Genomic DNA, 19,354 nt, shown 5'->3' with positions numbered 1-19,354 from the left:
TCGCCCCTCCTGCGCGTTACGACCGGGTGATGGCCTGTTTCAGCAGGCCGTGGAGGACGCGTTGCTCCTCCGGGCCGAGGGCCGCCAGCGGGGAGCCGACGGCGAGGAGTTCGAGGAGGCGGTCGCGCATCGCGGTGCCCTCGGACGTGAGCACCAGGTGCTTGGCGCGGCGGTCGGTGGGGTGGGGGTGGCGCTCGATCAGGCCCTGCTTTTCGAGCTTGTCGACGACGAAGGTCGCGTTGGACGGCTCGCAGCTCATGCGCTCGGCGAGCTCGCGCATGGTCATCGGCCCGGTCATCTCGCGCAGCGCCGTCGCCTGGGCCTCGGTGAGGCCGAGGGCGGCGGCGTGCTCGCGCACGTGCTCGCCGATCCGCTGGGCGAGTCCGTTGACCATGCCGCACAGCTGTCGTTCGGCGATGGCCTGCGGTTCCTGGGCCCGGGACGTCGTCATGCCCCCCACCCTAGCAAGTCCGTCAAGCCAGAATATTTCGAGCTTGAATGATTCGAACTTGATGCTTATGGTGATCTCCGTCGCCGCGGAGAGCGTGGCGCCGGGCCGATGAACGGCCATCAGGGGAGAGGACTCACAGTGGACTTGAGCACGAAGCAGGGCACCGCACGGCTGAGCCGGCCGTCGGACATCCGCTCGATACGGCTCGGCGACACCAAGGTGTCGTACGTGCCGGACGGCGACGTGCGGCTCCGGCCGCTCGCGATGCTGCCGGACACCACGGAGGACGTGTGGGCGGCGCACCCCGAGTACCTGGACCCCACGGGCAACCTCGTCGGGAGCGTCGGCGCGCTGCTCGTGGAGCACGGCGGCCGGGCGCTGCTGATCGACACGGGCGTCGGCCCGAGGACGCTGGAGCTCCCGGAGGGCCCGCTCCACTCGATCCGGGGCGGCGCGCTCCTGGACAACCTGGCCCGGCTCGGCCGCGCCCCCGAGGACATCGAGGCGGTGGCCTTCACCCACCTCCACGTCGACCACCTCGGCTGGGCCTGCACCCCCGAGGGCGACCGGCCGGCGTTCGCCCGCGCCGACTACCTGATCTCCGGGCCGGAGTGGGAGGGGCGCGGGGATCTGACGGCCGAGCAGGCCGCGGCCCTCGCCCCGCACGTCCGGACGGTCTCGGACGGCGAGGAGGTCTTCCCCGGCGTGCAGGTGCGGATCACCCCGGGCCACACCGTCGGGCACGCCGAGTACGTCATCACCGGCGGTGGCCGGCGCCTGATCGCCTTCGGCGACGCCGTGCACTCGCCGATCCAGATCGACCACCCCGAGTGGTCCTCGGGCTTCGACCACGACCTCGCCCGGACCGCCGAGAACCGCCGCCGCCTGGTCGCCGAGCTGGCCGAGCCGGACACGATCGGCTTCGGCGTGCACTTCGCCGACGTCGTGTTCGGGCGCGTCGAGGCGGGAGGGGACGGTCCGGCCTGGCAGCCCGTCGACGCCTGATCAGCCCCGAAACGAAGGAGATCCCCGAGCGGTGGGCTCGGGGATCTCCGGGGTGTGCGGTCCGGCAGGACGCTCAGTCGATGCAGAACTCGTTGCCCTCGATGTCCTGCATCGCGATGCACGAGTCGTGACCGTCGTACAGCAACTGCACGCGTACCGCGCCCAGCGGGAGCAGCCGTGCGCACTCGGCTTCGAGCGCGGCGAGGCGCTCCTCGCCCACGAGCCCGGTGCCGACGCGCACGTCGAGGTGCACCCGGTTCTTGACGACCTTCCCCTCGGGAACGCGCTGGAAGTACAGCCGCGGGCCCACGCCGGTCGGATCGGTGCAGGCGAACCACGAACCCCGTTCCTCGGGGGAGCGGGAGTTCTCGTAGTCGTCCCAAGTGGCGAACTCCTTCGGAGGATTCGCTGCCGCGTACCCCAGCACCTCGCACCAGAAGCGGCCGACGCGCTCGGGTTCCGCGCAGTCGAAGGTGACCTGGAACTGCTTGATCGATGACATGCGCGCACCCTAACAGGGGGCTCGGCTGCTCATTCCTCGGCCGGAGCAGGTGCGTTGGTGCCGTGGTCCTACCGGCCCCGGGCCCACGCCCCGCGGGTGATCGCGTACTCGACGTCGCCGTGTTCGGCGCCCTCGATGTACTCGGGCCACTCCTCGAAGAACGTGCGGACGTGCGTCAGCCCGGTTTTCTCCATGACGCGACGGGAGGCCGTGTTCACCGTCATCGTGGTGGCCACGATCCGCTCGACGCCGAGCTCGGTGAAGGCGTGGTGGACGATGGCCCGCGCGCCCTCGGTGGCGTAGCCCCGGCCCCAGGTGGACGGCAGCATGCGGTAGCCGAGTTCGGTGTCGCCGCCGGTCAGGCCGACGCTGCTCGCGGGGCGGAGCGAGACCCAGCCGAGGAAGCGCTTGGACGACGTCCCGACCGCGGCGAAGCAGCCCATGCCGTCCGGGAGTTCGACGTACTCGCGGAGGAGGGCGGGGAGGTGTTCGCGTTCGACGGCGGTCCGGGGCACGGGCCGGCCGTCGTCGATGTGGCGCATGACGTCGGGGTGGCCGTGCAGGGCGGCGAGGTCGTCCAGGTCGGCGGGGGTGAAGCGGCGGAGGGTCAGGCGGTCGGTGTGGAGGTAGGCGTTCACGACGGCGATTCGAGCAGGGCGACCTGGCTTCCGGCAACTGCTTTGCCCATGGGCCGGGGCCCTCGGAACACCGGTATCCGTTGCACGGTGGCGGCCCTGGAGCAACTCTGACACTATCTCAGCTACGGTGAATGCACCGTGTGCCAATCGTTCATTTCGGCCACACCAGCGTGGTCGTGGAGCGTCGAGAAGATTCGAGGCCGGCCTTGAAGTCCGTACGGAACCGCATACCCCATCTGGTGACGGTCGTCCTCATGCTCCTGGGCGTGATGACCGCCGCGACCGCGCAAGCACAGGCGGCCCCGCAGCGGCTCGCCGGTGGCGGGACCATCTGCTCCTACTCACCGGTTCCGGCGGGGTGGGTGATCACGAGTTCGTACAGCAGCGCCGGTTGTCCCGGCACCGGCGTGGCGTTCACCATCGTGGACGTGACCGGGCAGGCCGGCGCCACCGTGTGTTCGATGTCTCCCATCCCGGCGGGGTGGGTGATCACGCTTTCGTACAGCAGTGCCGGTTGCGCCGGTACCGGTGTCGCGTATTCCATCGCGAACACCGCGAACCGGACTGCCGCCACTACGTGTTCGATGTCGCCGATTCCGGCGGGGTGGGTGATCACGCTTTCGTACAGCAGTGCCGGTTGCGCCGGTACCGGTGTCGCGTACTCCATCGCGAACACCGCGAACCGGACCAACGTCACCGCGTGTTCGATGTCTCCCATCCCGGCGGGGTGGGTCGTGGCGAGCTCGTACAGCACCGCCGGTTGCGTCGGCACCGGCGTGGCGTACATCATCGTGAACACCGCCAACCTGCGTTACGCCACCGTCTGCTCCTTCTCGCCGGTCCCGGCGGGGTGGGTCGTGGCGAGCTCGCAGGGCGCCAGCAACTGCGTGGGCAGCGGCATCGCGTACACCATCAGGAAGGTCTGACCACCCGGAGTAGGTCGAGCGCGCGCACGGCCACGTGGCGCGGCCTTCATGAGGCCGCGCCCACGTGCTTGTGACACCACCGAACGGCCACCGCCCGTGACGCGAACACGCGCGTAGGACCCGATAGGCTTCTTCAGCTGGGGGTGCCTCCGGCCGGAGCGGGCATTGCCTGTCGGACACCACACTTCATGACGTGACGATGGGGTGAACGCGATGCCTCTTGAGGGCGAGTACGAGCCGAGTCCGGCGCAGTGGGTGCGCGAGCAGGTCGAGCTGTACGAGAGTTCGGGCGGCACGCAGGGAACGACGCTCTGGGACACGGGCCTGCCCGTCGTCATCCTCACGACGCGCGGCGCGAAGAGCGGCAAGATCCGCAAGACCCCGTTGATGCGCGTCGAGCACGAGGGGCGGTACGCGGCGGTGGCCTCGAAGGGCGGCTTCCCGCGTCACCCGGTCTGGTACTTCAACGTCAAGTCCGACCCGCACGTGGAGCTCCAGGACGGTCCCGAACGCCGGGACATGACGGCCCGTGAGATCACCGGAGATGAGAAGGCCGAGTGGTGGGAGCGCGCGGTCGCCGCGTATCCGCCGTACGCCGAATACCAGGAGAAGACCGACCGCGTGATCCCCGTCTTCGTGCTGGAGCCCCGGCGCGGGTAGGGCCGGAGGCTAGCCGTACAGCCCCGCACCGATCCCGATCAGCTTCCGTCGCTCCACCGCGCCCCCTCGCGTCCGTCCCCTGCGGGAAACCCTATCCGGAGGTCCAGTGGGCACGGAAAAGGCGAGAAGAAATATTCTCCTCGCCACTATCAAGATATAACGCATCGGGGGGCTTGCCGCAAGGCCCCCGGTGTGCCGCACAATCGTCGGTCTCAAGGCCATGACCTGCGGAAACGGGAGCCGGGAAATGCGCGTTTTGTTGACGAGCTGGGGATCACGCGGAGACGTCGAACCGCTGGCGGCGCTGGCGTTGGAATTGCAGCGGCTCGGGGCGGAGGCGGCGGTCTGCGCGCCCGCGGACGACGACTTCGTCGCCCTGCTGGAGCGGGTCGGCGTGCCGCTCGTGCCGCTCGGGCCGACGGTGAAGTCGATCGTCGCCAACCCGAAGCCGCCGACGGGCGAGGACGCCTTCCGGCTGGCGCCGGCGCTGGTGGAGGCGCGGTTCGAGACGCTCGCCGCGGCGGCGAAGGACGGGTGCGATGCGATCCTCGCGACCGGGCTGATGCCGGCGGGCGCGCGGGACGTGGCGGAGAAGCTCGGCGTGCCGTACGTGTTCGCGTGCTTCCACATCGCCGGGATCCCGTCGCCGCACTTCCGGCCGGGCCGGCGCCCGGGGCCGCCGCTGTCGGAGGGGGAGACGGACCTCCGGGTGCTGTGGCGGGAGGACGGCGAGCGGGTGAACGGCCTGTACGGCGAGGCGCTCAACCGTGGGCGGGCCGGGATCGGGCTGCCGCCGGTGGACAACGTCCGCGATCACGTCTTCGGGGAGCGGCCCTGGCTGGCGGCGGACGCGGTGCTCTGCCCGTCGGAAGGGATGACGGACCTGGAGCTGTTGCAGACCGGAGCGTGGATCCTGCGGGACGAGCGTCCGCTGCCGGACGAGCTGGAGGCGTTCCTGGCCGCGGGGGAGCCGCCGGTGTACGTGGGCTTCGGGAGCATGGCGTCGTACGCGCCGAAGGACGTGGCGGGGGCGGTCATCGAGGCGAGCCGCGGGTACGGGCGTCGGGTCGTCGTCGGGAGCGGGTGGGCCGGGCTGGGGGCGGTCGACGACGGCGACGACTGCTTCGTGGTCGGGGAGGTCAACCAGCAGGCGCTGTTCCGGCGGGTGGCTGCGGTCGTGCACCACGGCGGCGCGGGCACGACGACGACGGCCTCGCGGGCGGGAGCGCCGCAGGTGATCGTGCCGCTGATCGCGGACCAGCCGTACTGGGCGGCGCGGGTGGCCGAGTTGGGGATCGGCGCGGCACACCAGGGGCCGGCGCCGACGGTCGAGTCGCTGACGGCGGCGTTGGGGGTGGTGCTGACGCCCGAGGTCGCCGAGCGGGCGAAGGCCGTGGCAGGCACGATCCGGGCGGACGGGGCGACGGTGGCGGCGAAGCTGCTGCTGGAGGCGGCCGGTCAACCCGTACAAGGCCCGGCTGTCGGGTGATTGTCGGGCGCCTGCGAGGTCGTGGGTGCCGGATCGGCTCGCGCAATGGTGGCACCGCCCGAGGAGTTCCAACCCCTCGGGCGGTGCCACCGGCGTGCTCACGGTCGGCTCGATGTCGCGAGACGCTGGAGAAGCCGTTCCATACGGAGATCGTATTCAGTGGCGTCGGCTCTGCGCGTCGCCCCGGGGATGTACGCCGGATACGCTCCCGGGCCGACGGCCTGGGAAGAGGTGACATCCGCCGGCCGACGCGGTGGATCGTGGTCCGTTCCTAGGTTCATGGCCATGAGGAATGCACCGATGATCGATCTTCGCGGCACGACAAAGAAGTACAGCGTCATCGAGCGATCAACGGCGAAGGTGCTGCCCGATTCGACCCGCGACCGCGCCGCCGCGGGCAAGCAGCCCGCGAAGCATCGGCGCCGTAGCCCTTGCCGGTGGCCTGAGTTGGCACTCATCGCCTGTGGAGTCGCCGTTCTCGCCTGGGCGTTCGTGCTCTGCACCACCCTGCCGTCAACAGCGACTGCTGTGCACTGGTCGGCCGCCTGGGCCGGGTTGGATGCCATGGAGGCACTCGGCTTCATCGCCACCGGGGTCCTGGCCGCTCGTGGCGATCCCCGCCGGGCCCTGCCTGCTGCGGCCACGTCGATGCTGTTGCTGGTCGACTCCTGGTTCGACCCGGTGACAGCGGGGCCCGGCAGCGATTTCGCCGTGGCGCTGGCCATGGCGTGCTTCGCCGAACTACCGCTTGCGGTGGTCTGTGCCCTCGTCGCCTGGCGGGCGCTCCGCGTTCCGACACCACAGCCTGTCTGACCAGCCGTCACGTACTCACGACAGAGGACTCTTGATCATGAATCTTCGCACTGCACTCGGTCACCCCGGAGCGCGATGGGGGTTGACCGCGGCGGCGGCCGGCGCCGCGGCCCTGTCCTGGTGGGCGTTCGACTCCGCCCCCTACCCGTACGCGCAGCGCCGGCTCCTCGACCTGCCCTTGCCGCTGCTCAGCCAGGAGCGGCTCGATTCGATGCTGGAGTTGCGTCAGGGCGAGCGGGTCCTGGAGGTCGGACCGGGCACGGGCCTGCAGGCTCTGCAGACCGCCCCGCAACTGGGCACCGACGGTCGACTCGACATCGTCGACGTCCAGCAGGAGATGCTCGACCACGTGATGAGCCGGGCCGCACAGCGCGGTCTCACCAACATCGCGCCGACCCGGGCGGACGCCCACCACCTGCCGTTCGAGGACTCCGTGTTCGACGCCGCCTACCTGGTGACGGCCTTGGGCGAGATCCCGCAGGTGGAGGTGACGCTGACGGAGCTGAGCCGGGTGGTGAAGCCGAACGGACGGATCGTGGTGGGCGAGTTCTTCGACCGGCACCAGGTGCGGCGCGCCACCCTGGCTCGCCATGCCAATGCTGCGGGGCTCCACGTGACCCGGCTGATCGGCCCGCCGTTCTCCTACTACGCCCGGCTGGCGCCATGCCGACCGGACGGGTCACGGGCGCCGCTGACAGCCGCCGGCACCCAACACCGCACCGCGGTATAGGGAACGAGCAGCGGCGAACGCCATCTTCGGGTGTGAGTGGACGTCAAATGCGAAACCGGGTGGACGCTCAACGCGTCGGCTTGCTGATCCGTGGCGCTCAGCCGACCGGTCCCGTCGTCGGGGGCGGCCCTACCGCCGGTTCGAGCAGCGACAACATCCGCTGTTGCGCGTCGAGGCCGACGCGGATGCCGACCGGCATCGGCAGGTTCGGGCCGGCGTGCCCGAAGTCGACGTTGCCCAGGACCGGGATGTCGCGGTCGCCGAGGACGTCGAGGACGATCTCGGGCAGGGTCGGGGACGCGCCGGGCTCCAGTCCGACGATCTCGCGCGGAACGCCCACGACCATGCCCGAGATCCGGTCGAGGATGCCGGAGTGCCGCATCACCTGCAGGTAGCTCCACACGTGGGAGGCCAGGCCGCCCATCTCCTCCCAGAACAGCACCGCACCGTCGAACCGTTCGAGCGGGAGGGCGAAACGCGTCGCCTGCGCCAGCACGATGCGATTGATCACCCCGCCGATCAGCCGGCCCTCGGCGCGACCGGGACGCCAGCACTCCCACGACGAGCTCGCAGGCAGCGCGCCGATCGCTTCGGTACCGGTCAGCAGTCTGGAGTAGAGATTCTCAAGTTCCGCCCGGCGCGCCACGGGTGCGGACTGCCAGTGCCCGCCGAAGCCGGGAACGGCCATGTCGGCGTGGAACCCGACCAGACCCGTGCGCGCGTAGAGCACCAGGTGCAGCAGCGAGATGTCGCTGTAGCCGAGGATCGGCTTGGGGTCGGCCCGGATCGCCTCGACGTCGATCAGGTCGAGGTAGCCGAGCGCGGTCTGACCGCCGTCACTCGCGACGATCGCGCGCACCTCGGGATCCCGCAGAAGACCGTTGAGCTCACCGGCGATCTCCGCCGGCGTGGCCGCGCTCCACCAATGGCTGCGTCCAGTTTCGAGCAGCGGCGCCCGACGCACACGGAAGCCCATCCGCTGGAGCACGACCACCGTCTGCTCGACGTTGGGTTCGTAAGCGGCGGGCAGGGGACCGGAGAGCGAGGCGATGACCACGAGGTCTCCGGGCCTCAGGGCACGCGGTCGGAGCAGTCGAGGCGGTGCGGAACCAGTCATGGCGTCAGTGTCGTCGGTGCCGCCGGTGGGGTCACGCGACTTTCGCCGGTCCGCCGCCCCGGGATCCTGCCTGGCCATGGTGCCGGGCCGGTCGGCGGGTCTACCTTGGCGCGGTGAATGCTTCGACCGACGCCGCTCGACGGCGGCGCCTGTTCTTCGCCGTCGGGTGGTCCGTAGTGGTGCTGGGAATCGGACGTCGGCGCGACCCTCGATACGGTGTGGGAAGTCGGCGGATCCGACTTCCCACGTACCGGCTCGGATTGCGCTCTCTCAGGCCTCGGCGGTCGCGGCGAAGTCCACGAAGGCCTGCCAGGCCGTGGGGGAGATGGTGAGGTGGGGGCCGGTCTTGTCCTTGGAGTCGCGGACGAGAACGGCGGTCGTCGTCTCGGCGACCTCGACGCAGTTGGCGTCCTCGTTGCCGCTGTAGGTGCTCTTGCGCCAGGCGACTTCGACGCACTCGCCGCCTTCGTTGCTGCTGTGGCTGCTCTTGAACCAGGTCAGCTCGGTCATGTTCCGACGGTACGCCGACGGCCCATCGCTGCCTAGCGATGGGCCGTCAAGAGGCCGATTTCAGACCTCGGCGGTCGCGGCGAAGTCGACGAACGCCTTCCACGCGGTCGGTTCGAAGGCCAGCTGCGGGCCGCTCTTGTCCTTTGAGTCACGGACGTGGACGACGCCGGGGGTCTCTGCCACCTCGACGCAAGCGCCGCCTTCGTTGCTGCTGTGGCTGCTCTTAAACCATGCCAGCTCGGTGCTCATAGCTCTCCCAGCATCTTCTCGATCAAGGACAAGGACTCCTGCGGACTGTGAGCCTGTGCCCTGAGCGTGCCGTACCGCGCGTTCATGATCCGAACCTCGTCCGGGTCGGTGATCAGCCTACTGCTCGTCTGAACCTCGATGTAGCCGGTCTGTGGTTTGCCCTTGGGAGTGATCAGAATGAACCCTCCACCCAGCCCCGCGTGTTCCGTGCGACTCATCGGCATGACCTGGATCGCCATGCCTCGTGTGTTCCCGACTTCAAGCAGCCGGCGCAGCTGTCCTTTGAGGATCTCGGATCCGCCCAGAGGACGCAGAAGCACGCTCTCGTCAATCACCCAGCTGAAGATCGCTCTTGGCCAGCGCGTGAGGACCTCCTGCCGCGCCATGCGCGCGGCGATGCGCATCTCGATCACTTCCTCGGAGAGTGCGGGCTGCCGCATCTCGAAGAGTGCTCGCGCGTAGGGTTCGGTCTGGAGCAGTCCAGGGATGAGAAGCGTGCTGTAGTCGTGCGTCTCGATTGAGTCGACTTCCAAGCCCGCGTAGCCCCGGAACCAGTGCGGGTGCCGCATCCGCGCCTTCGCCCGTGCCTTGACCACGTCCTCCGCCGCGACGGCCAACAGGCCACCGGCGTTGAGGAGTTTGTCGAGGGCGACCAGCAACTCCGGCTGCGGGGTGCGCTTTCCGCGCTCCACCGCGCCGATCAGGTGCTCGCCGTAGCCGACCTTCTCGCCGAGTTCCTTCTGGGTCAAGCCGGCCCGCTCGCGCAGCAGCTTGATCTGCTTCCCGATGGCGCGGAAGAAGTCGGAGACCTCACCCTCCTCCTCCGGCATCGTCGTCGTCGAGTCCTCGTCCCGGACTCCACCCATGGTGACCACCCCTATGATCCGATCACGCCCGCCAGAGGTGACAGGCGACAATCCGCTGCCATACAAGCACTCTCCGTGCCCGCTCCGGCCATGGTCAGCGTACGTCTCTGCCGTCACGCTTTTGCTCATGAAGTCCGAAACCCCCCTCGACAATCCCCGCTCCCAGACCTCCGTCCTCACCGCCACCCCCAAGGGCGCGGCGATCGGACGCCGGATCGCCCGCCGTCAACTCGCCGCCTGGCGCCTCAACTTGACGGCCACCGAGGCGTACTACGCCGCCCTCCTCGTCGTCGGTGAGCTCGCGGCCAACGCGATCACGCACGGCCGTGTTCCGGGGCGCGGGTTCGAGCTCCACCTCTGCCTCACCACCACCGTGCGCCGGGGCACCACCCTCCGTATCGAGGTGTCCGACTGCCGAGGGGACCGCTTCCCCGTCCTCCCGGTCAGGCTCACGTCCAACTCCCAGTCCGGGCGCGGCCTCACGCTCGTCGACGCGCTCGCCGACCGCTGGGGCACGATCCCGCGCCACCCCAACGGCAAGACCGTCTGGGTCGAACTCGACCTCCCCGCCGGCGGCGCCGATGCGGCCTGACATCACCCCCGCCACCGCGACCGCCTGCACGGTCCTGCCGATCACCCTCGTCCTCGCTCTCCTCATCTGGCTCTCCCCTCTCGCCCGTCATCACCCGCACCATTCGCCCCAGCGGAATCCGACCGCGACCCTTACTCCCGTTCGGTGATCAATTCGGTCCGGTTCCCCGAGCCGGACCATTGACCAGCGAAAACGAAGAAGTACCAGCCGGTAAGTACGGTGACGAGTAAAGAAACGTCAATCGCCAAGTCCGTCCCTACCAGCCCCCGTTGCCCCTGTGCTAGGGTCGCCAGCGGCATGAGTGAGCGCGGTCAGACCGGGGGAAAGCTCGTGGCAAAGCCTCGTGTCCTCATCATCGGGGACAGCATTCGAATTGTTCCGAAGGCCACGTCGGCCGATGTCGACGTCGTTTACCTCCAGAAGCCTTCGCAATTCGACCAGGCGGTTATTCCGTTCTGTCGTCAGCTCGTTCTGGTGGACTATCAGCACGTGCCCTCCGCCGTCGCCATGACGCGGGCCCTGCACGAGCTCGGCCCGATCGACCGGATCGTCACCCAGACCGAGGCGGCCCAGCTCGTCGCGGGCCACCTGACCTCGCTGCTCGGGATCGCCGGCACCACGGAACGCACCGCCCGGCTGCTGCACGACAAGTCGGCCATGCGTGCGCTCCTCGACGAGCGCGGCATCGGCCCGGTGCCCTTCGAGCTGAACCCCACCCATGCGCAGCTGCGCGCGTTCGTCGCGGCGCACGGTGCCGCGATCGTCAAGCCGACGATGGGGTCCGGCAGTCTCGGGGTGCGGCGGATCACATCGCTCGACGAGGTCGACGACGTGTGGGCCTGGTGCCAGGAGTTCGGGCTCGGTGAATTCCAGGTCGAGCAGCTCCTGGTCGGCCCGGAACTGAGTGTCGAGGCCTTTTCCGAGGCCGGGCGGCACACCGTCGTCGCGGTCACGGCAAAAGACACCGACGGCGGGACCGTCGAAGTCGGGCACGTCATTCCCGCGCCCATTTCCGACATCGAACTCTCGGAGATCAGTGATGTGACGATTCGCCTGCTCGACGCGGTCGGCCTTCAGGACGGTCCCTCGCACACAGAGGTGATCGTGACCGCCGACGGACCGCGCATCATCGAATCGCACACCCGGCGCGGCGGCGACCGCATCAACGATCTCGTGAAATTGGTGTACGGAATCGACATGGAGGAAGCCGCTTTTCGGCTGGCCGGCCGAGGCTCTCCGCTCGACGGCCTCCACCCGGCGCGCGGTGCGGCGGCGGTCCGCTTCCTGACCGCCGACCCCGGTGTCGTCACGTCCGTGACCGGTGTCGACGCGGCGAAGGCCGTCGAAGGCGTCGTGGACGTGGTCGTGAGCGTCCGGCCGGGTGGGGTGGTGTCGGAGCTCCGTTGGTCGGACGACCGCTGCGGGCTCGTCGTCGTCCACGCCGAGGACGTCGACACGGCCGTGGCCCTGGCCCGCAAGGCGGCCGCCCACGTGGTGATCACCACCGAGCCCGTCGCCGAAGGCCCGGACGCAGCGGCGGCGCCCGAAACGCTGGACGCGATCCTCCGCCCCTACGACGAGGTGTTCGACCCGTTCCACGGGTCCGCCGACGCCTCGTAGGGCAGCGGCGGGACCCGTCCGAACGTCGACCTGGTGCGGCGTGGGAGTGGCCTGCCCCGGTTCCGGCCGGTGGCGGCAACTCCGCTGCAGCACGCCGTGATTGTGCACAACAGCAAATTCACGCCCACGGGCTGAAGCCCTGCCCCGACTTTGGAGTGCGGTATGGCCGCGATCCCTCAATCTGGCATGCGCATGCTCTCCCACACCCAGGAAAGCCTCTGGCTCTTCCACGAGCTCGCCGGTTTCGACGAACCGGCCTACAACGAATCGGTGGCCTTCGACATACGCGGCCCGCTCGATCCGGAGGCGTTACGCGGGGCCGTCCACGCGACGGTCCTCCGACACGACGCCCTCCGCACCACGTTCCTCGAAACCCCGGACGGCCCACGGGCCAGGGTGCACGACTCCGCTCCGGACCGCACGACCTTCGCCGACCTCCGCACAACCGCCCCGGCCGAGGCCCGCGTTCAGGCGGACGAGCTCCTCGCCGAGCACCACCGGCAGCCGTTCGACCTCGCTGCGGCCCCGCTGCTGCGCACCCTCCTCGTGGCGCTGCCGGGCGATCGCTGGCTCCTTGGACTGACGGCTCATCACATCGTCATCGACGACTGGAGCATCCATCTCGTCCTGGAGGAGATCGGGGAGAACTACCGCGCGCTCACGGCGAACGGACGCATCCCGGAACGGCCCGCCGCCGGCGCTGCGTTCCGCGCGTTCGTCGCGGCGAGCCGCACGGCCGACGCCACCGCCGACCAGGCCGAGAAGGTCGAGCGCTGGCGCCGATCCCTCGCCCACTGCCCGGAGTTGCTGGGCATGCCGCTCGACCGCCCGCGACCCGCCGTGCAGACCTTCCGCGGCGACAGCCTGACGGTGACCGTCCCGCGCGCGGACGTCGAGCCGCTGCTGAAGGAGTGCGCGCGCGAGTGCCGCAGTACCGCGTTCCCGGTGTTCCTCGCCGCGTACGCCGTGCTGCTGAACCGGTACACGCGCCAGGACGGGTTCGCCGTCGGCACCACGGTGCTCAACCGGCCGGGCGCCGAGGACCTGGACGAGGTCGGCTGCTACGTCAACACGCTGCCGCTCTTCGTCCCCGTGGACCCGGACGACAGCTTCCGCACGGTGCTGGGCAGCGCGCAGGAGGCAGCCGAGCGGCTGCTGGACGACGGTGACACCCCGTACCCGAAGGTGGTCGAGGCGCTCGGGGTCGAGCGGCCGCGCGACCACAACCCGGTGTTCCAGACGATGCTCACGCTGCTCGGCGGCCGGCCCGCGCTCGACCTCGGGCCCGGCCCGGTCGCCGAGTACCGCCCGGTCCGCCGCACGGCCGCCAAGTTCGACCTGATGCTGTACGTCGAGGCGGCCGACGACGCGTACGCGTTCGAGCTGGAGTTCAACACCGACCTCTTCACGCGCGAGACCGCCGAGCGGATCCTGCGGAACTACGCGCAGCTCCTGACCTCGCTGGCCGCCGCCGGCGTCGACGCCCGGGTGGGCGCGGCGTCGATGACGCGCGAGGCGGACCGGAGGCTGATCCTCGACGACTGGAACGCCACGCGGGCCGAATACCCGGCCGGGACGGTCGTCGACGTCATCGAGGAGCAGGTCCGGCGGACCCCGGACGTGCTTGCCGTCGCGTTCGACGGTGAGCGCCTCACGTACGGCGAGCTCAACCGACGGGCGAACCGGGTGGCGCACCGGATCCGTCGGCAGCTCGCGGCGCGCGGGAAGGGCCCGTTCGTCGGCGTCTTCATGGAACGGTCCGTGGAGATGGTCGTCGCGCTGCTCGCGATCGTGAAGGCGGGCTGCGCGTACGTCCCGATCGACCCCGAGTACCCGGCCGCCCGGACCGCCTTCATGGTGCAGGACGCGGACCTGCCGCTGATCCTCACCCAGGAGCGGCACCGCGAGGGGCTCGGTGAGGTGACGGCGGACGTCCTCGTCCTGTCGGGTCCGGAATCGTGGCACGAGGACGACGTCGACCCCGTACGGGAGTCGAGCCCCGCCGACCCCGTCTACATGATCTACACCTCCGGCTCCACCGGGCAGCCCAAGGGCGTCGTCAACCGGCACGACGCGCTCGCGAACCGGCTGCACTGGATGCAGTCCGCCTTCCCCCTCGCGGGCGAGGATCGCGTCCTGCAGAAGACCCCGTACAGCTTCGACGTGTCGGTGTGGGAGTTCTTCTGGCCGCTGATGACCGGCGCCGCCATCGTCGTGGCCAAGCCCGGCGGGCACCGGGACCCGGACCACCTGAAGGAGCTCATCCGCTCCGCCGCCGTCACGACCGTGCACTTCGTGCCCTCCATGCTCAACGTGTTCCTGGAGACGGACGGCCTCGCCGGCCACTGCGGCTCGCTCAATCGCGTCGTCTGCAGCGGGGAGGCGCTGCCGCGCAAGACCATCGAGGTGTTCGACGCCGCGCTCCCGGGCTGCGAGTTGCACAACCTGTACGGGCCCACCGAGGCCGCGATCGACGTCTCGCACTGGCCCTGTACGACCGACTACCCGGGCGAGATCGTCCCCATCGGCACGCCGATCGCCAACGTGCGGCTGTACGTCCTGGACCAGGACCTGCGGCTCCAACCAGTCGGTGTGCCAGGCGAGTTGTGCATCGGCGGCGTGGCCGTCGCCACCGGGTACCACGGGCGCGACGAGCTCACCGCCCGCATGTTCGTCGCCGACCCGTACGGCACCGCGCCCGGCGCCCGTCTCTACCGGACCGGTGACCTGGCGCGCTTCCTGCCGGACGGGCAGATCCAGTACCTGGGCCGCATCGACAACCAGGTCAAGCTGCGCGGGCTGCGCGTGGAGCCCGACGAGATCGCCGCCGTGCTGCGGGACCTGCCCGGTGTCCAGGACGCGGCCGTCGTCGTGGACTCGTCGGGGCCCGCGCAGGCGCTCGCCGCGTACGTCGTCAGCCAGGCCTTCGACGCCGACGACCTGCGGGCCCGGCTGCGCAAGCTGCTGCCGGAGTTCCTCGTGCCGCAGTTCCTCGTGGGGCTCGACGCCCTGCCCACGACGCCGAACGGCAAGCTCGACCGCCGGGCGCTGCCCGCGCCGACGGCGGGTGCCGCCGAGACCGCGAGCCCCGGCCCCGCACCCGCCACGGACGCCGAGCGTGCCGTGGCCCGCGCCTGGCAGGAGGTGCTCGGCCTGGCCGAACCGGTCGGTCTGGACAGCAACTTCTTCGCCCTCGGCGGCGACTCGATCCTCGCCCTGCGCGTCTCCTCCCGCCTGCGCGCGGCCGGCTACCCCGTGGGCCTGCGCGACGTGTTCGCCCACGCGACGCTCGGGGAGCTCGCCGCTACGCTCACCCGGGGCGGCGCAGCCGAGGCGGCCGTCACGCCCGCGTTCGCGCTCGTGGCGGACGAGGACCGGGCCCTGCTACCCGCCGACGCGGTCGACGCGTGGCCGCTCACGAAGCTCCAGTCCGGCATGATCTACCACTCGCTGCTGGACGAGGACTCGCCCGTCTACCACGACATCTTCGACTACGAGCTTGCTGGCCTGCCCGACCCGGGCCAACTGGCCCGTGCTGTCCGCGAGACTGTGGCCCGGCACGCCCAACTCCGGTCGTACTTCGACCTGGAGAACTACGAGGAGACTCTCCAGATCGTCCTCGCCGAGGCGTTGCCGGCCGTAGAGTTCGTGGATGTCTCCCAGCTGCCCTCCGGCGCACAGGACAAGGCCGTCGAGGACTGGATCGAGGCCGAGAAGCACCGCCCGCTCGATCTCGCCCGGCCGCCCATCCGCTTCTGCGTCCACGTGCGGGGTGCGGACCGCGTGAACCTGGCGGTCTCGTTCCACCACCTGATCCTGGACGGGTGGAGCGTCGCACTCGTCGTCGAAGAGATCCGGCGGCGGTGCGGCGAACTCCCCGGCGGGCGGGTGCCGGCTCCGGCGCCGAGCTACGGCACGTACGTGGCGCTGGAACGCGAGAGCGCGCAGCGGCCCGAGGACCGGGCCACCTGGCGGCGCCTGCTCGGCGGCCACTCCGCGACGCTCGTCGCAGGCCGTCCGTCGCCCGGCCAGGAGATCGAGACCGCGGCGGTCGAGCGGATCGTCCCGGCCGACCTCGAAGCCCGGCTGCGCCGGCGCGCCGCCGCCCTCGGACTGCCGCTCAAGTCGCTCTACCTGGCCGCGCACTGCGCCGCGCTCGCCGAGCTCAGCGGCGCCTCCCGGGTGATCGCCGGCCTGGTCGGCAACGGCCGTCCGGAGATCCCGGGCGGGAGCGAAATGGTCGGCCTGTTCCTCAACACCCTGCCGTTCCCCGTCGAGGTGGGCGAGGCGGACGACCCGGCGCTGCCGGCCGCGGTCTTCGCGCGCGAGCGCGAGCTGATCCCGCTCCAGCGGTACCCGCTCGCCGACATCGAGCGGCAGCACGGGGGAGCGCTCTTCGACGTCGTCTTCAACTACACCGACTTCCACGCGTACGCGGCGGGAGCGGGCGGAGTAGGGGGAGTCGGCGAGGTCGCGGCGCAGGAGGGCCCGGTGACGATCGCGAGCGCCCGCTACTTCGAGCTCACCAGCTTCCCGGTGCTCGTCCACGTCCACCGGGACCACTTCGCGGACGCCACGGAGATCGCCGTGTGCCATGACCCGTCCCGGATCAAGAGCGCCACGGCGGAGGCGTTCGTCGACGACTTCCTCGCGGCCCTCGGGCGCTACGCGGCCGACGGGGCGGCGGGCGGCGACGAGGACGAGACGGAGCTCGCCGTCGCCGGGATCATCGCTAAGGCGGTCGGCCGGGAGACGGTCGGGGCGAACGAGAACTACCTCGACGCCGGGGTCGACTCGATCACCTCGATCCGCATCCTCGTCAAGCTCCGCAAGGTGTTCCCCGGCGCGGCGATGCGCGACGTGATGGAGGCGCGGACGGTCCGGGCCCTCGTCCGTCGCCTGGCGGGGCAGGCGCCCGTCACCGAGGCGGTGCACGTGACGGAAAGCGCCGGCACGGCCGGGCCGCTGCCGGAGGGCGTCGTCGACGCGTACCCGCTCACGGCCACGCAGCTGAGGATGCTCGAAGCGACGCGGCGCGACCCGGCGCAGTCCGCGTACCACGACGTCTTCGCGTACACCGTCGCCCTGCCGCTGGACGAGCCGCTGCTCCGGGCCTCGCTGCGGCGCATGATCGAGGCGTACGAGACCCTGCGGACCTCGTTCGACCTGGACGCGCGGCGGCAGCTCGTCCACGCCTCGGCCGAGCCCGACCTCACCGTGTACGACGACGGCTCGGCCGGCGCCTGGTTCGAGCGCGAGCGCGGCTCCGGCTTCGCCTGGGACCGGCCGCCGCTGCGGTTCGCCGCCCACCGGCTCGCGGAGGATCGTTTCGTCCTCTCGCTCGGTTTCCACCACGCGATCATCGACGGCTGGAGCCTGTCGCTGCTCGTCCGGGACCTCCTGCTCGCGTACACGGGCACGCCGGTGGAGTGGCCGCAGCCCGGTTCCTTCCGCGCCTACGTGGAGGCGGAGGCTTCCGCCCGAGCCTCGGAGGAGTCGCAGGGGTTCTGGCGGGACGTCCTCGCCGGACACCCAGGGACGGCGCTGCCCGGCTACCCGTCCGACGGTCGCGACGCGCGTTGGGCGGAGGCGACCGTCGTCGTCCCGGCCGCGCAGGAGGCCGAGCTGCGCGAGGTCGCCCGGAGCACCGGGCACCCGCTCAAGCACGTGCTCCTGGCGGCCCACCTGCGGGTCCTGGCGCTCGTCACCGGCGAGCAGGACGTCGTCAGCGGGGTGTTCACGCACGGCCGACCCGAGACGGACGGAGCCGAGGCGCTGGTCGGGATGTTCCTCAACTTCCAGCCGCACCGGGTGCGCGTCGACGGGCAGACGTGGCCCGAGCTGATCGACGAGGTGTTCGCGTCCGAGATGCAGGTGCTGGCCCACCGGCGGTGCGCGGCGCCCGAACAGCCCCGCTACGCAGCGCTGTTCAACTACACGGACTTCCCGGCCTACTCCGACGTGGCCGCCGATCGCGCGTACCTCACCGACGTCCGGTGGTTCGAGCACACCGACGCCCCGCTCCTCGCCACCGTGGGCCGCGACCCGGCCCGCGCCGCGCTGGAGATCACCCTCGACGCCGACGGACGGCGGCTCCCGCAGGCGGCGCTGGACGACCTGGCCCGCCTCTACTCCGCCGTCCTCGCCCAGATCGCCGCCCGCCCGACCGGCCGGGTCCACGACGTCACCGACGAGATCCGCACCCGCACGGACGACCTCCGCGCGCGGCAGAACCCGTCCACCTGAGAGAGGAAAGAACCCGTGACAACGATCGACCAGAGCGCCCAGGAAGGCGTGCGCACCTTCGAGCAGCCGGACGGCTACCTCACCCACTACCGGGTGTGGGGCGCCGAGGCCGCCCCCGACCTCGTCGTCATGCTGCACGGCGGCATGAGCCACTCCGGCTGGCAGGCGCCCCTCGGCACCCGCCTCGCCGAACTCGGCGCCGGCGTCGCCTTCCTCGCCGTCGACCTGCGCGGCTCCGGGCTCAACGCCGTGCGCGGACACATCCCCGCCGGGGACCTGGCGGTCGAGGACGTCGCCCGCCTCCTCGACAGCATCCGTGCGGCCCGCCCCGGGACCAGGATCCACCTGGCCGGCTGGTGCTTCGGCGCCCAGGTGGCGACCGTCGTCGCGGCCCGCCTCGCCGAGCGCACCGTTCTCGCGAGCCTGCTGATGGTCTGCCCCGGCTTCTTCTTCAACGAGCGGTACAACGACGTCCTCGACCGCTCCATCGACGCCGCCCTCGACGTCGTCGAGGTGCTCGACCTCGGCGTCGAACCTAGCCGCCCGTTCATCAAGATCCCGCTGCGCCCCGGCGACTTCACCGACGACGCGGACTGGCTCGCCGCCATCGACGCCGACCGGCTCAAGCTCGGGCACGTCACCGTCGGCACGGTCGACTCCTGGGAGGAGATCGCCGTCGCCTCCGAGAAGGACTACGCACGGATCGGGCGGCTCCCGGTGCGGGCCGTTTTCGGCCGGCGCGACAAGCTCGTCGACAACGCCCGCGTGCGCGCCTTCCTCGAAGCGCACCCGGACCTGGAGGTGCACGAGCTCGACACCGGCCACGCCGTCCAGTTCGAGGAGCCGGACGCGCTCACCCGGCTGATCGCGGCGTTCGTCACCGGCGCCGCCGCCGGGCCGACGCCGTGACGCTCGGGATCGATCGCTACCGGAAGGCGCT

The 19,354-nt window shown here is 70.7% G+C and carries 18 protein-coding genes; 10 read left to right on the top strand and 8 right to left on the bottom strand.

What is annotated here, in order from left to right:
• Nucleotides 1-16 precede the first annotated feature (16 nt).
• Complete coding sequence (locus ACFVU9_RS01390) at nucleotides 17-451, bottom strand: MarR family winged helix-turn-helix transcriptional regulator (protein ID WP_380445032.1); 435 nt, start codon at nucleotides 449-451, stop codon at nucleotides 17-19.
• Between the two features lie 108 nt (nucleotides 452-559).
• Between ACFVU9_RS01390 and ACFVU9_RS01385 the strand changes: the two genes are divergently transcribed.
• The gene (locus tag ACFVU9_RS01385) at nucleotides 560-1,456 is read left to right on the top strand and encodes an MBL fold metallo-hydrolase (protein ID WP_387588797.1); all 897 of its coding nucleotides are present in this window, start codon (nucleotides 560-562) and stop codon (nucleotides 1,454-1,456) included.
• A 73-nt stretch (nucleotides 1,457-1,529) separates the two neighbouring features.
• Here ACFVU9_RS01385 and ACFVU9_RS01380 read toward each other — a convergent pair whose 3' ends face one another.
• The 3 genes from ACFVU9_RS01380 to ACFVU9_RS01370 form a co-directional block, all read right to left on the bottom strand.
• Complete coding sequence (locus ACFVU9_RS01380) at nucleotides 1,530-1,958, bottom strand: VOC family protein (RefSeq protein ID WP_380445034.1); 429 nt, start codon at nucleotides 1,956-1,958, stop codon at nucleotides 1,530-1,532.
• A gap of 68 nt (nucleotides 1,959-2,026) precedes the next feature.
• Nucleotides 2,027-2,596 (bottom strand): GNAT family N-acetyltransferase, encoded by a 570-nt coding sequence (locus tag ACFVU9_RS01375; protein WP_387588795.1) that lies wholly within the window; start codon nucleotides 2,594-2,596, stop codon nucleotides 2,027-2,029.
• A gap of 337 nt (nucleotides 2,597-2,933) precedes the next feature.
• Nucleotides 2,934-3,386, bottom strand: a complete 453-nt coding sequence (locus ACFVU9_RS01370) for a hypothetical protein (protein WP_387588793.1) — start codon at nucleotides 3,384-3,386, stop codon at nucleotides 2,934-2,936.
• Between ACFVU9_RS01370 and ACFVU9_RS01365 the strand changes: the two genes are divergently transcribed.
• The 5 genes from ACFVU9_RS01365 to ACFVU9_RS01345 all read left to right on the top strand — a co-directional run bounded on the left by ACFVU9_RS01365 (nucleotide 3,373) and on the right by ACFVU9_RS01345 (nucleotide 7,214).
• Nucleotides 3,373-3,522, top strand: a complete 150-nt coding sequence (locus ACFVU9_RS01365) for a hypothetical protein (protein ID WP_387588791.1) — start codon at nucleotides 3,373-3,375, stop codon at nucleotides 3,520-3,522. The genes ACFVU9_RS01370 and ACFVU9_RS01365 overlap by 14 nt on opposite strands.
• 213 nt (nucleotides 3,523-3,735) lie before the next feature.
• Nucleotides 3,736-4,182 carry a nitroreductase family deazaflavin-dependent oxidoreductase gene (locus ACFVU9_RS01360; RefSeq protein WP_380445039.1) on the top strand — a complete coding sequence of 149 codons (447 nt, stop codon included), beginning with the start codon at nucleotides 3,736-3,738 and terminating at the stop codon, nucleotides 4,180-4,182.
• Nucleotides 4,183-4,429: 247 nt separating this feature from the next.
• The gene (locus tag ACFVU9_RS01355) at nucleotides 4,430-5,671 is read left to right on the top strand and encodes a glycosyltransferase (RefSeq protein ID WP_387588789.1); all 1,242 of its coding nucleotides are present in this window, start codon (nucleotides 4,430-4,432) and stop codon (nucleotides 5,669-5,671) included.
• Nucleotides 5,672-5,971: 300 nt separating this feature from the next.
• Nucleotides 5,972-6,484, top strand: a complete 513-nt coding sequence (locus tag ACFVU9_RS01350) for a hypothetical protein (RefSeq protein ID WP_380445041.1) — start codon at nucleotides 5,972-5,974, stop codon at nucleotides 6,482-6,484.
• A gap of 37 nt (nucleotides 6,485-6,521) precedes the next feature.
• A complete protein-coding gene (locus ACFVU9_RS01345; RefSeq protein WP_387588787.1) occupies nucleotides 6,522-7,214 on the top strand; it encodes a class I SAM-dependent methyltransferase in 693 nt (230 codons plus the stop codon).
• Nucleotides 7,215-7,311: 97 nt separating this feature from the next.
• Here ACFVU9_RS01345 and ACFVU9_RS01340 read toward each other — a convergent pair whose 3' ends face one another.
• The 4 genes from ACFVU9_RS01340 to ACFVU9_RS01325 form a co-directional block, all read right to left on the bottom strand.
• Nucleotides 7,312-8,331, bottom strand: coding sequence for an LD-carboxypeptidase (locus ACFVU9_RS01340; protein ID WP_387588785.1), 1,020 nt, complete (start codon nucleotides 8,329-8,331; stop codon nucleotides 7,312-7,314).
• 270 nt (nucleotides 8,332-8,601) lie between these two features.
• Nucleotides 8,602-8,841 (bottom strand): DUF397 domain-containing protein, encoded by a 240-nt coding sequence (locus ACFVU9_RS01335; RefSeq protein WP_387588783.1) that lies wholly within the window; start codon nucleotides 8,839-8,841, stop codon nucleotides 8,602-8,604.
• Between the two features lie 60 nt (nucleotides 8,842-8,901).
• Nucleotides 8,902-9,090, bottom strand: a complete 189-nt coding sequence (locus ACFVU9_RS01330) for a DUF397 domain-containing protein (protein WP_387588781.1) — start codon at nucleotides 9,088-9,090, stop codon at nucleotides 8,902-8,904.
• Nucleotides 9,087-9,956 carry a Scr1 family TA system antitoxin-like transcriptional regulator gene (locus ACFVU9_RS01325; protein ID WP_380495247.1) on the bottom strand — a complete coding sequence of 290 codons (870 nt, stop codon included), beginning with the start codon at nucleotides 9,954-9,956 and terminating at the stop codon, nucleotides 9,087-9,089. The genes ACFVU9_RS01330 and ACFVU9_RS01325 overlap by 4 nt, the downstream gene beginning before the upstream one ends.
• 127 nt (nucleotides 9,957-10,083) lie before the next feature.
• On the opposite strand from ACFVU9_RS01325, the gene ACFVU9_RS01320 reads away from it, so the two are divergent.
• The 4 genes from ACFVU9_RS01320 to ACFVU9_RS01305 all read left to right on the top strand — a co-directional run bounded on the left by ACFVU9_RS01320 (nucleotide 10,084) and on the right by ACFVU9_RS01305 (nucleotide 19,323).
• Nucleotides 10,084-10,548 carry an ATP-binding protein gene (locus ACFVU9_RS01320; RefSeq protein ID WP_387588779.1) on the top strand — a complete coding sequence of 155 codons (465 nt, stop codon included), beginning with the start codon at nucleotides 10,084-10,086 and terminating at the stop codon, nucleotides 10,546-10,548.
• Between the two features lie 297 nt (nucleotides 10,549-10,845).
• On the top strand, nucleotides 10,846-12,168 hold the full coding sequence (locus ACFVU9_RS01315) for an ATP-grasp domain-containing protein (RefSeq protein WP_387588777.1): 1,323 nt from the start codon (nucleotides 10,846-10,848) through the stop codon (nucleotides 12,166-12,168).
• A gap of 186 nt (nucleotides 12,169-12,354) precedes the next feature.
• On the top strand, nucleotides 12,355-18,414 hold the full coding sequence (locus ACFVU9_RS01310) for an amino acid adenylation domain-containing protein (RefSeq protein WP_387588775.1): 6,060 nt from the start codon (nucleotides 12,355-12,357) through the stop codon (nucleotides 18,412-18,414).
• Between the two features lie 15 nt (nucleotides 18,415-18,429).
• A complete protein-coding gene (locus ACFVU9_RS01305; protein WP_387588773.1) occupies nucleotides 18,430-19,323 on the top strand; it encodes an alpha/beta fold hydrolase in 894 nt (297 codons plus the stop codon).
• Nucleotides 19,324-19,354 lie beyond the last annotated feature (31 nt).

The sequence above is a fragment of the Kitasatospora sp. NPDC057936 genome (assembly GCF_042887525.1).
Classification (GTDB): Bacteria; Actinomycetota; Actinomycetes; order Streptomycetales; family Streptomycetaceae; genus Kitasatospora.
This window is presented reverse-complemented; position numbering and strand designations above follow the sequence as displayed.

Excerpts from the sequence above, each read along its gene's own strand:
- ACFVU9_RS01390 (WP_380445032.1), bottom strand. The coding sequence starts at position 451 with ATGACGACGTCCCGGGCCCAGGAACCGCAGGCCATCGCCGAACGACAG.
- ACFVU9_RS01385 (WP_387588797.1), top strand. The coding sequence starts at position 560 with ATGAACGGCCATCAGGGGAGAGGACTCACAGTGGACTTGAGCACGAAG.
- ACFVU9_RS01380 (WP_380445034.1), bottom strand. The coding sequence starts at position 1,958 with ATGTCATCGATCAAGCAGTTCCAGGTCACCTTCGACTGCGCGGAACCC.
- ACFVU9_RS01370 (WP_387588793.1), bottom strand. The coding sequence starts at position 3,386 with ATGATGTACGCCACGCCGGTGCCGACGCAACCGGCGGTGCTGTACGAG.
- ACFVU9_RS01360 (WP_380445039.1), top strand. The coding sequence starts at position 3,736 with ATGCCTCTTGAGGGCGAGTACGAGCCGAGTCCGGCGCAGTGGGTGCGC.
- ACFVU9_RS01355 (WP_387588789.1), top strand. The coding sequence starts at position 4,430 with ATGCGCGTTTTGTTGACGAGCTGGGGATCACGCGGAGACGTCGAACCG.
- ACFVU9_RS01350 (WP_380445041.1), top strand. The coding sequence starts at position 5,972 with ATGATCGATCTTCGCGGCACGACAAAGAAGTACAGCGTCATCGAGCGA.
- ACFVU9_RS01345 (WP_387588787.1), top strand. The coding sequence starts at position 6,522 with ATGAATCTTCGCACTGCACTCGGTCACCCCGGAGCGCGATGGGGGTTG.
- ACFVU9_RS01340 (WP_387588785.1), bottom strand. The coding sequence starts at position 8,331 with ATGACTGGTTCCGCACCGCCTCGACTGCTCCGACCGCGTGCCCTGAGG.
- ACFVU9_RS01335 (WP_387588783.1), bottom strand. The coding sequence starts at position 8,841 with ATGACCGAGCTGACCTGGTTCAAGAGCAGCCACAGCAGCAACGAAGGC.
- ACFVU9_RS01330 (WP_387588781.1), bottom strand. The coding sequence starts at position 9,090 with ATGAGCACCGAGCTGGCATGGTTTAAGAGCAGCCACAGCAGCAACGAA.
- ACFVU9_RS01325 (WP_380495247.1), bottom strand. The coding sequence starts at position 9,956 with ATGGGTGGAGTCCGGGACGAGGACTCGACGACGACGATGCCGGAGGAG.
- ACFVU9_RS01320 (WP_387588779.1), top strand. The coding sequence starts at position 10,084 with ATGAAGTCCGAAACCCCCCTCGACAATCCCCGCTCCCAGACCTCCGTC.
- ACFVU9_RS01315 (WP_387588777.1), top strand. The coding sequence starts at position 10,846 with ATGAGTGAGCGCGGTCAGACCGGGGGAAAGCTCGTGGCAAAGCCTCGT.
- ACFVU9_RS01310 (WP_387588775.1), top strand. The coding sequence starts at position 12,355 with ATGCGCATGCTCTCCCACACCCAGGAAAGCCTCTGGCTCTTCCACGAG.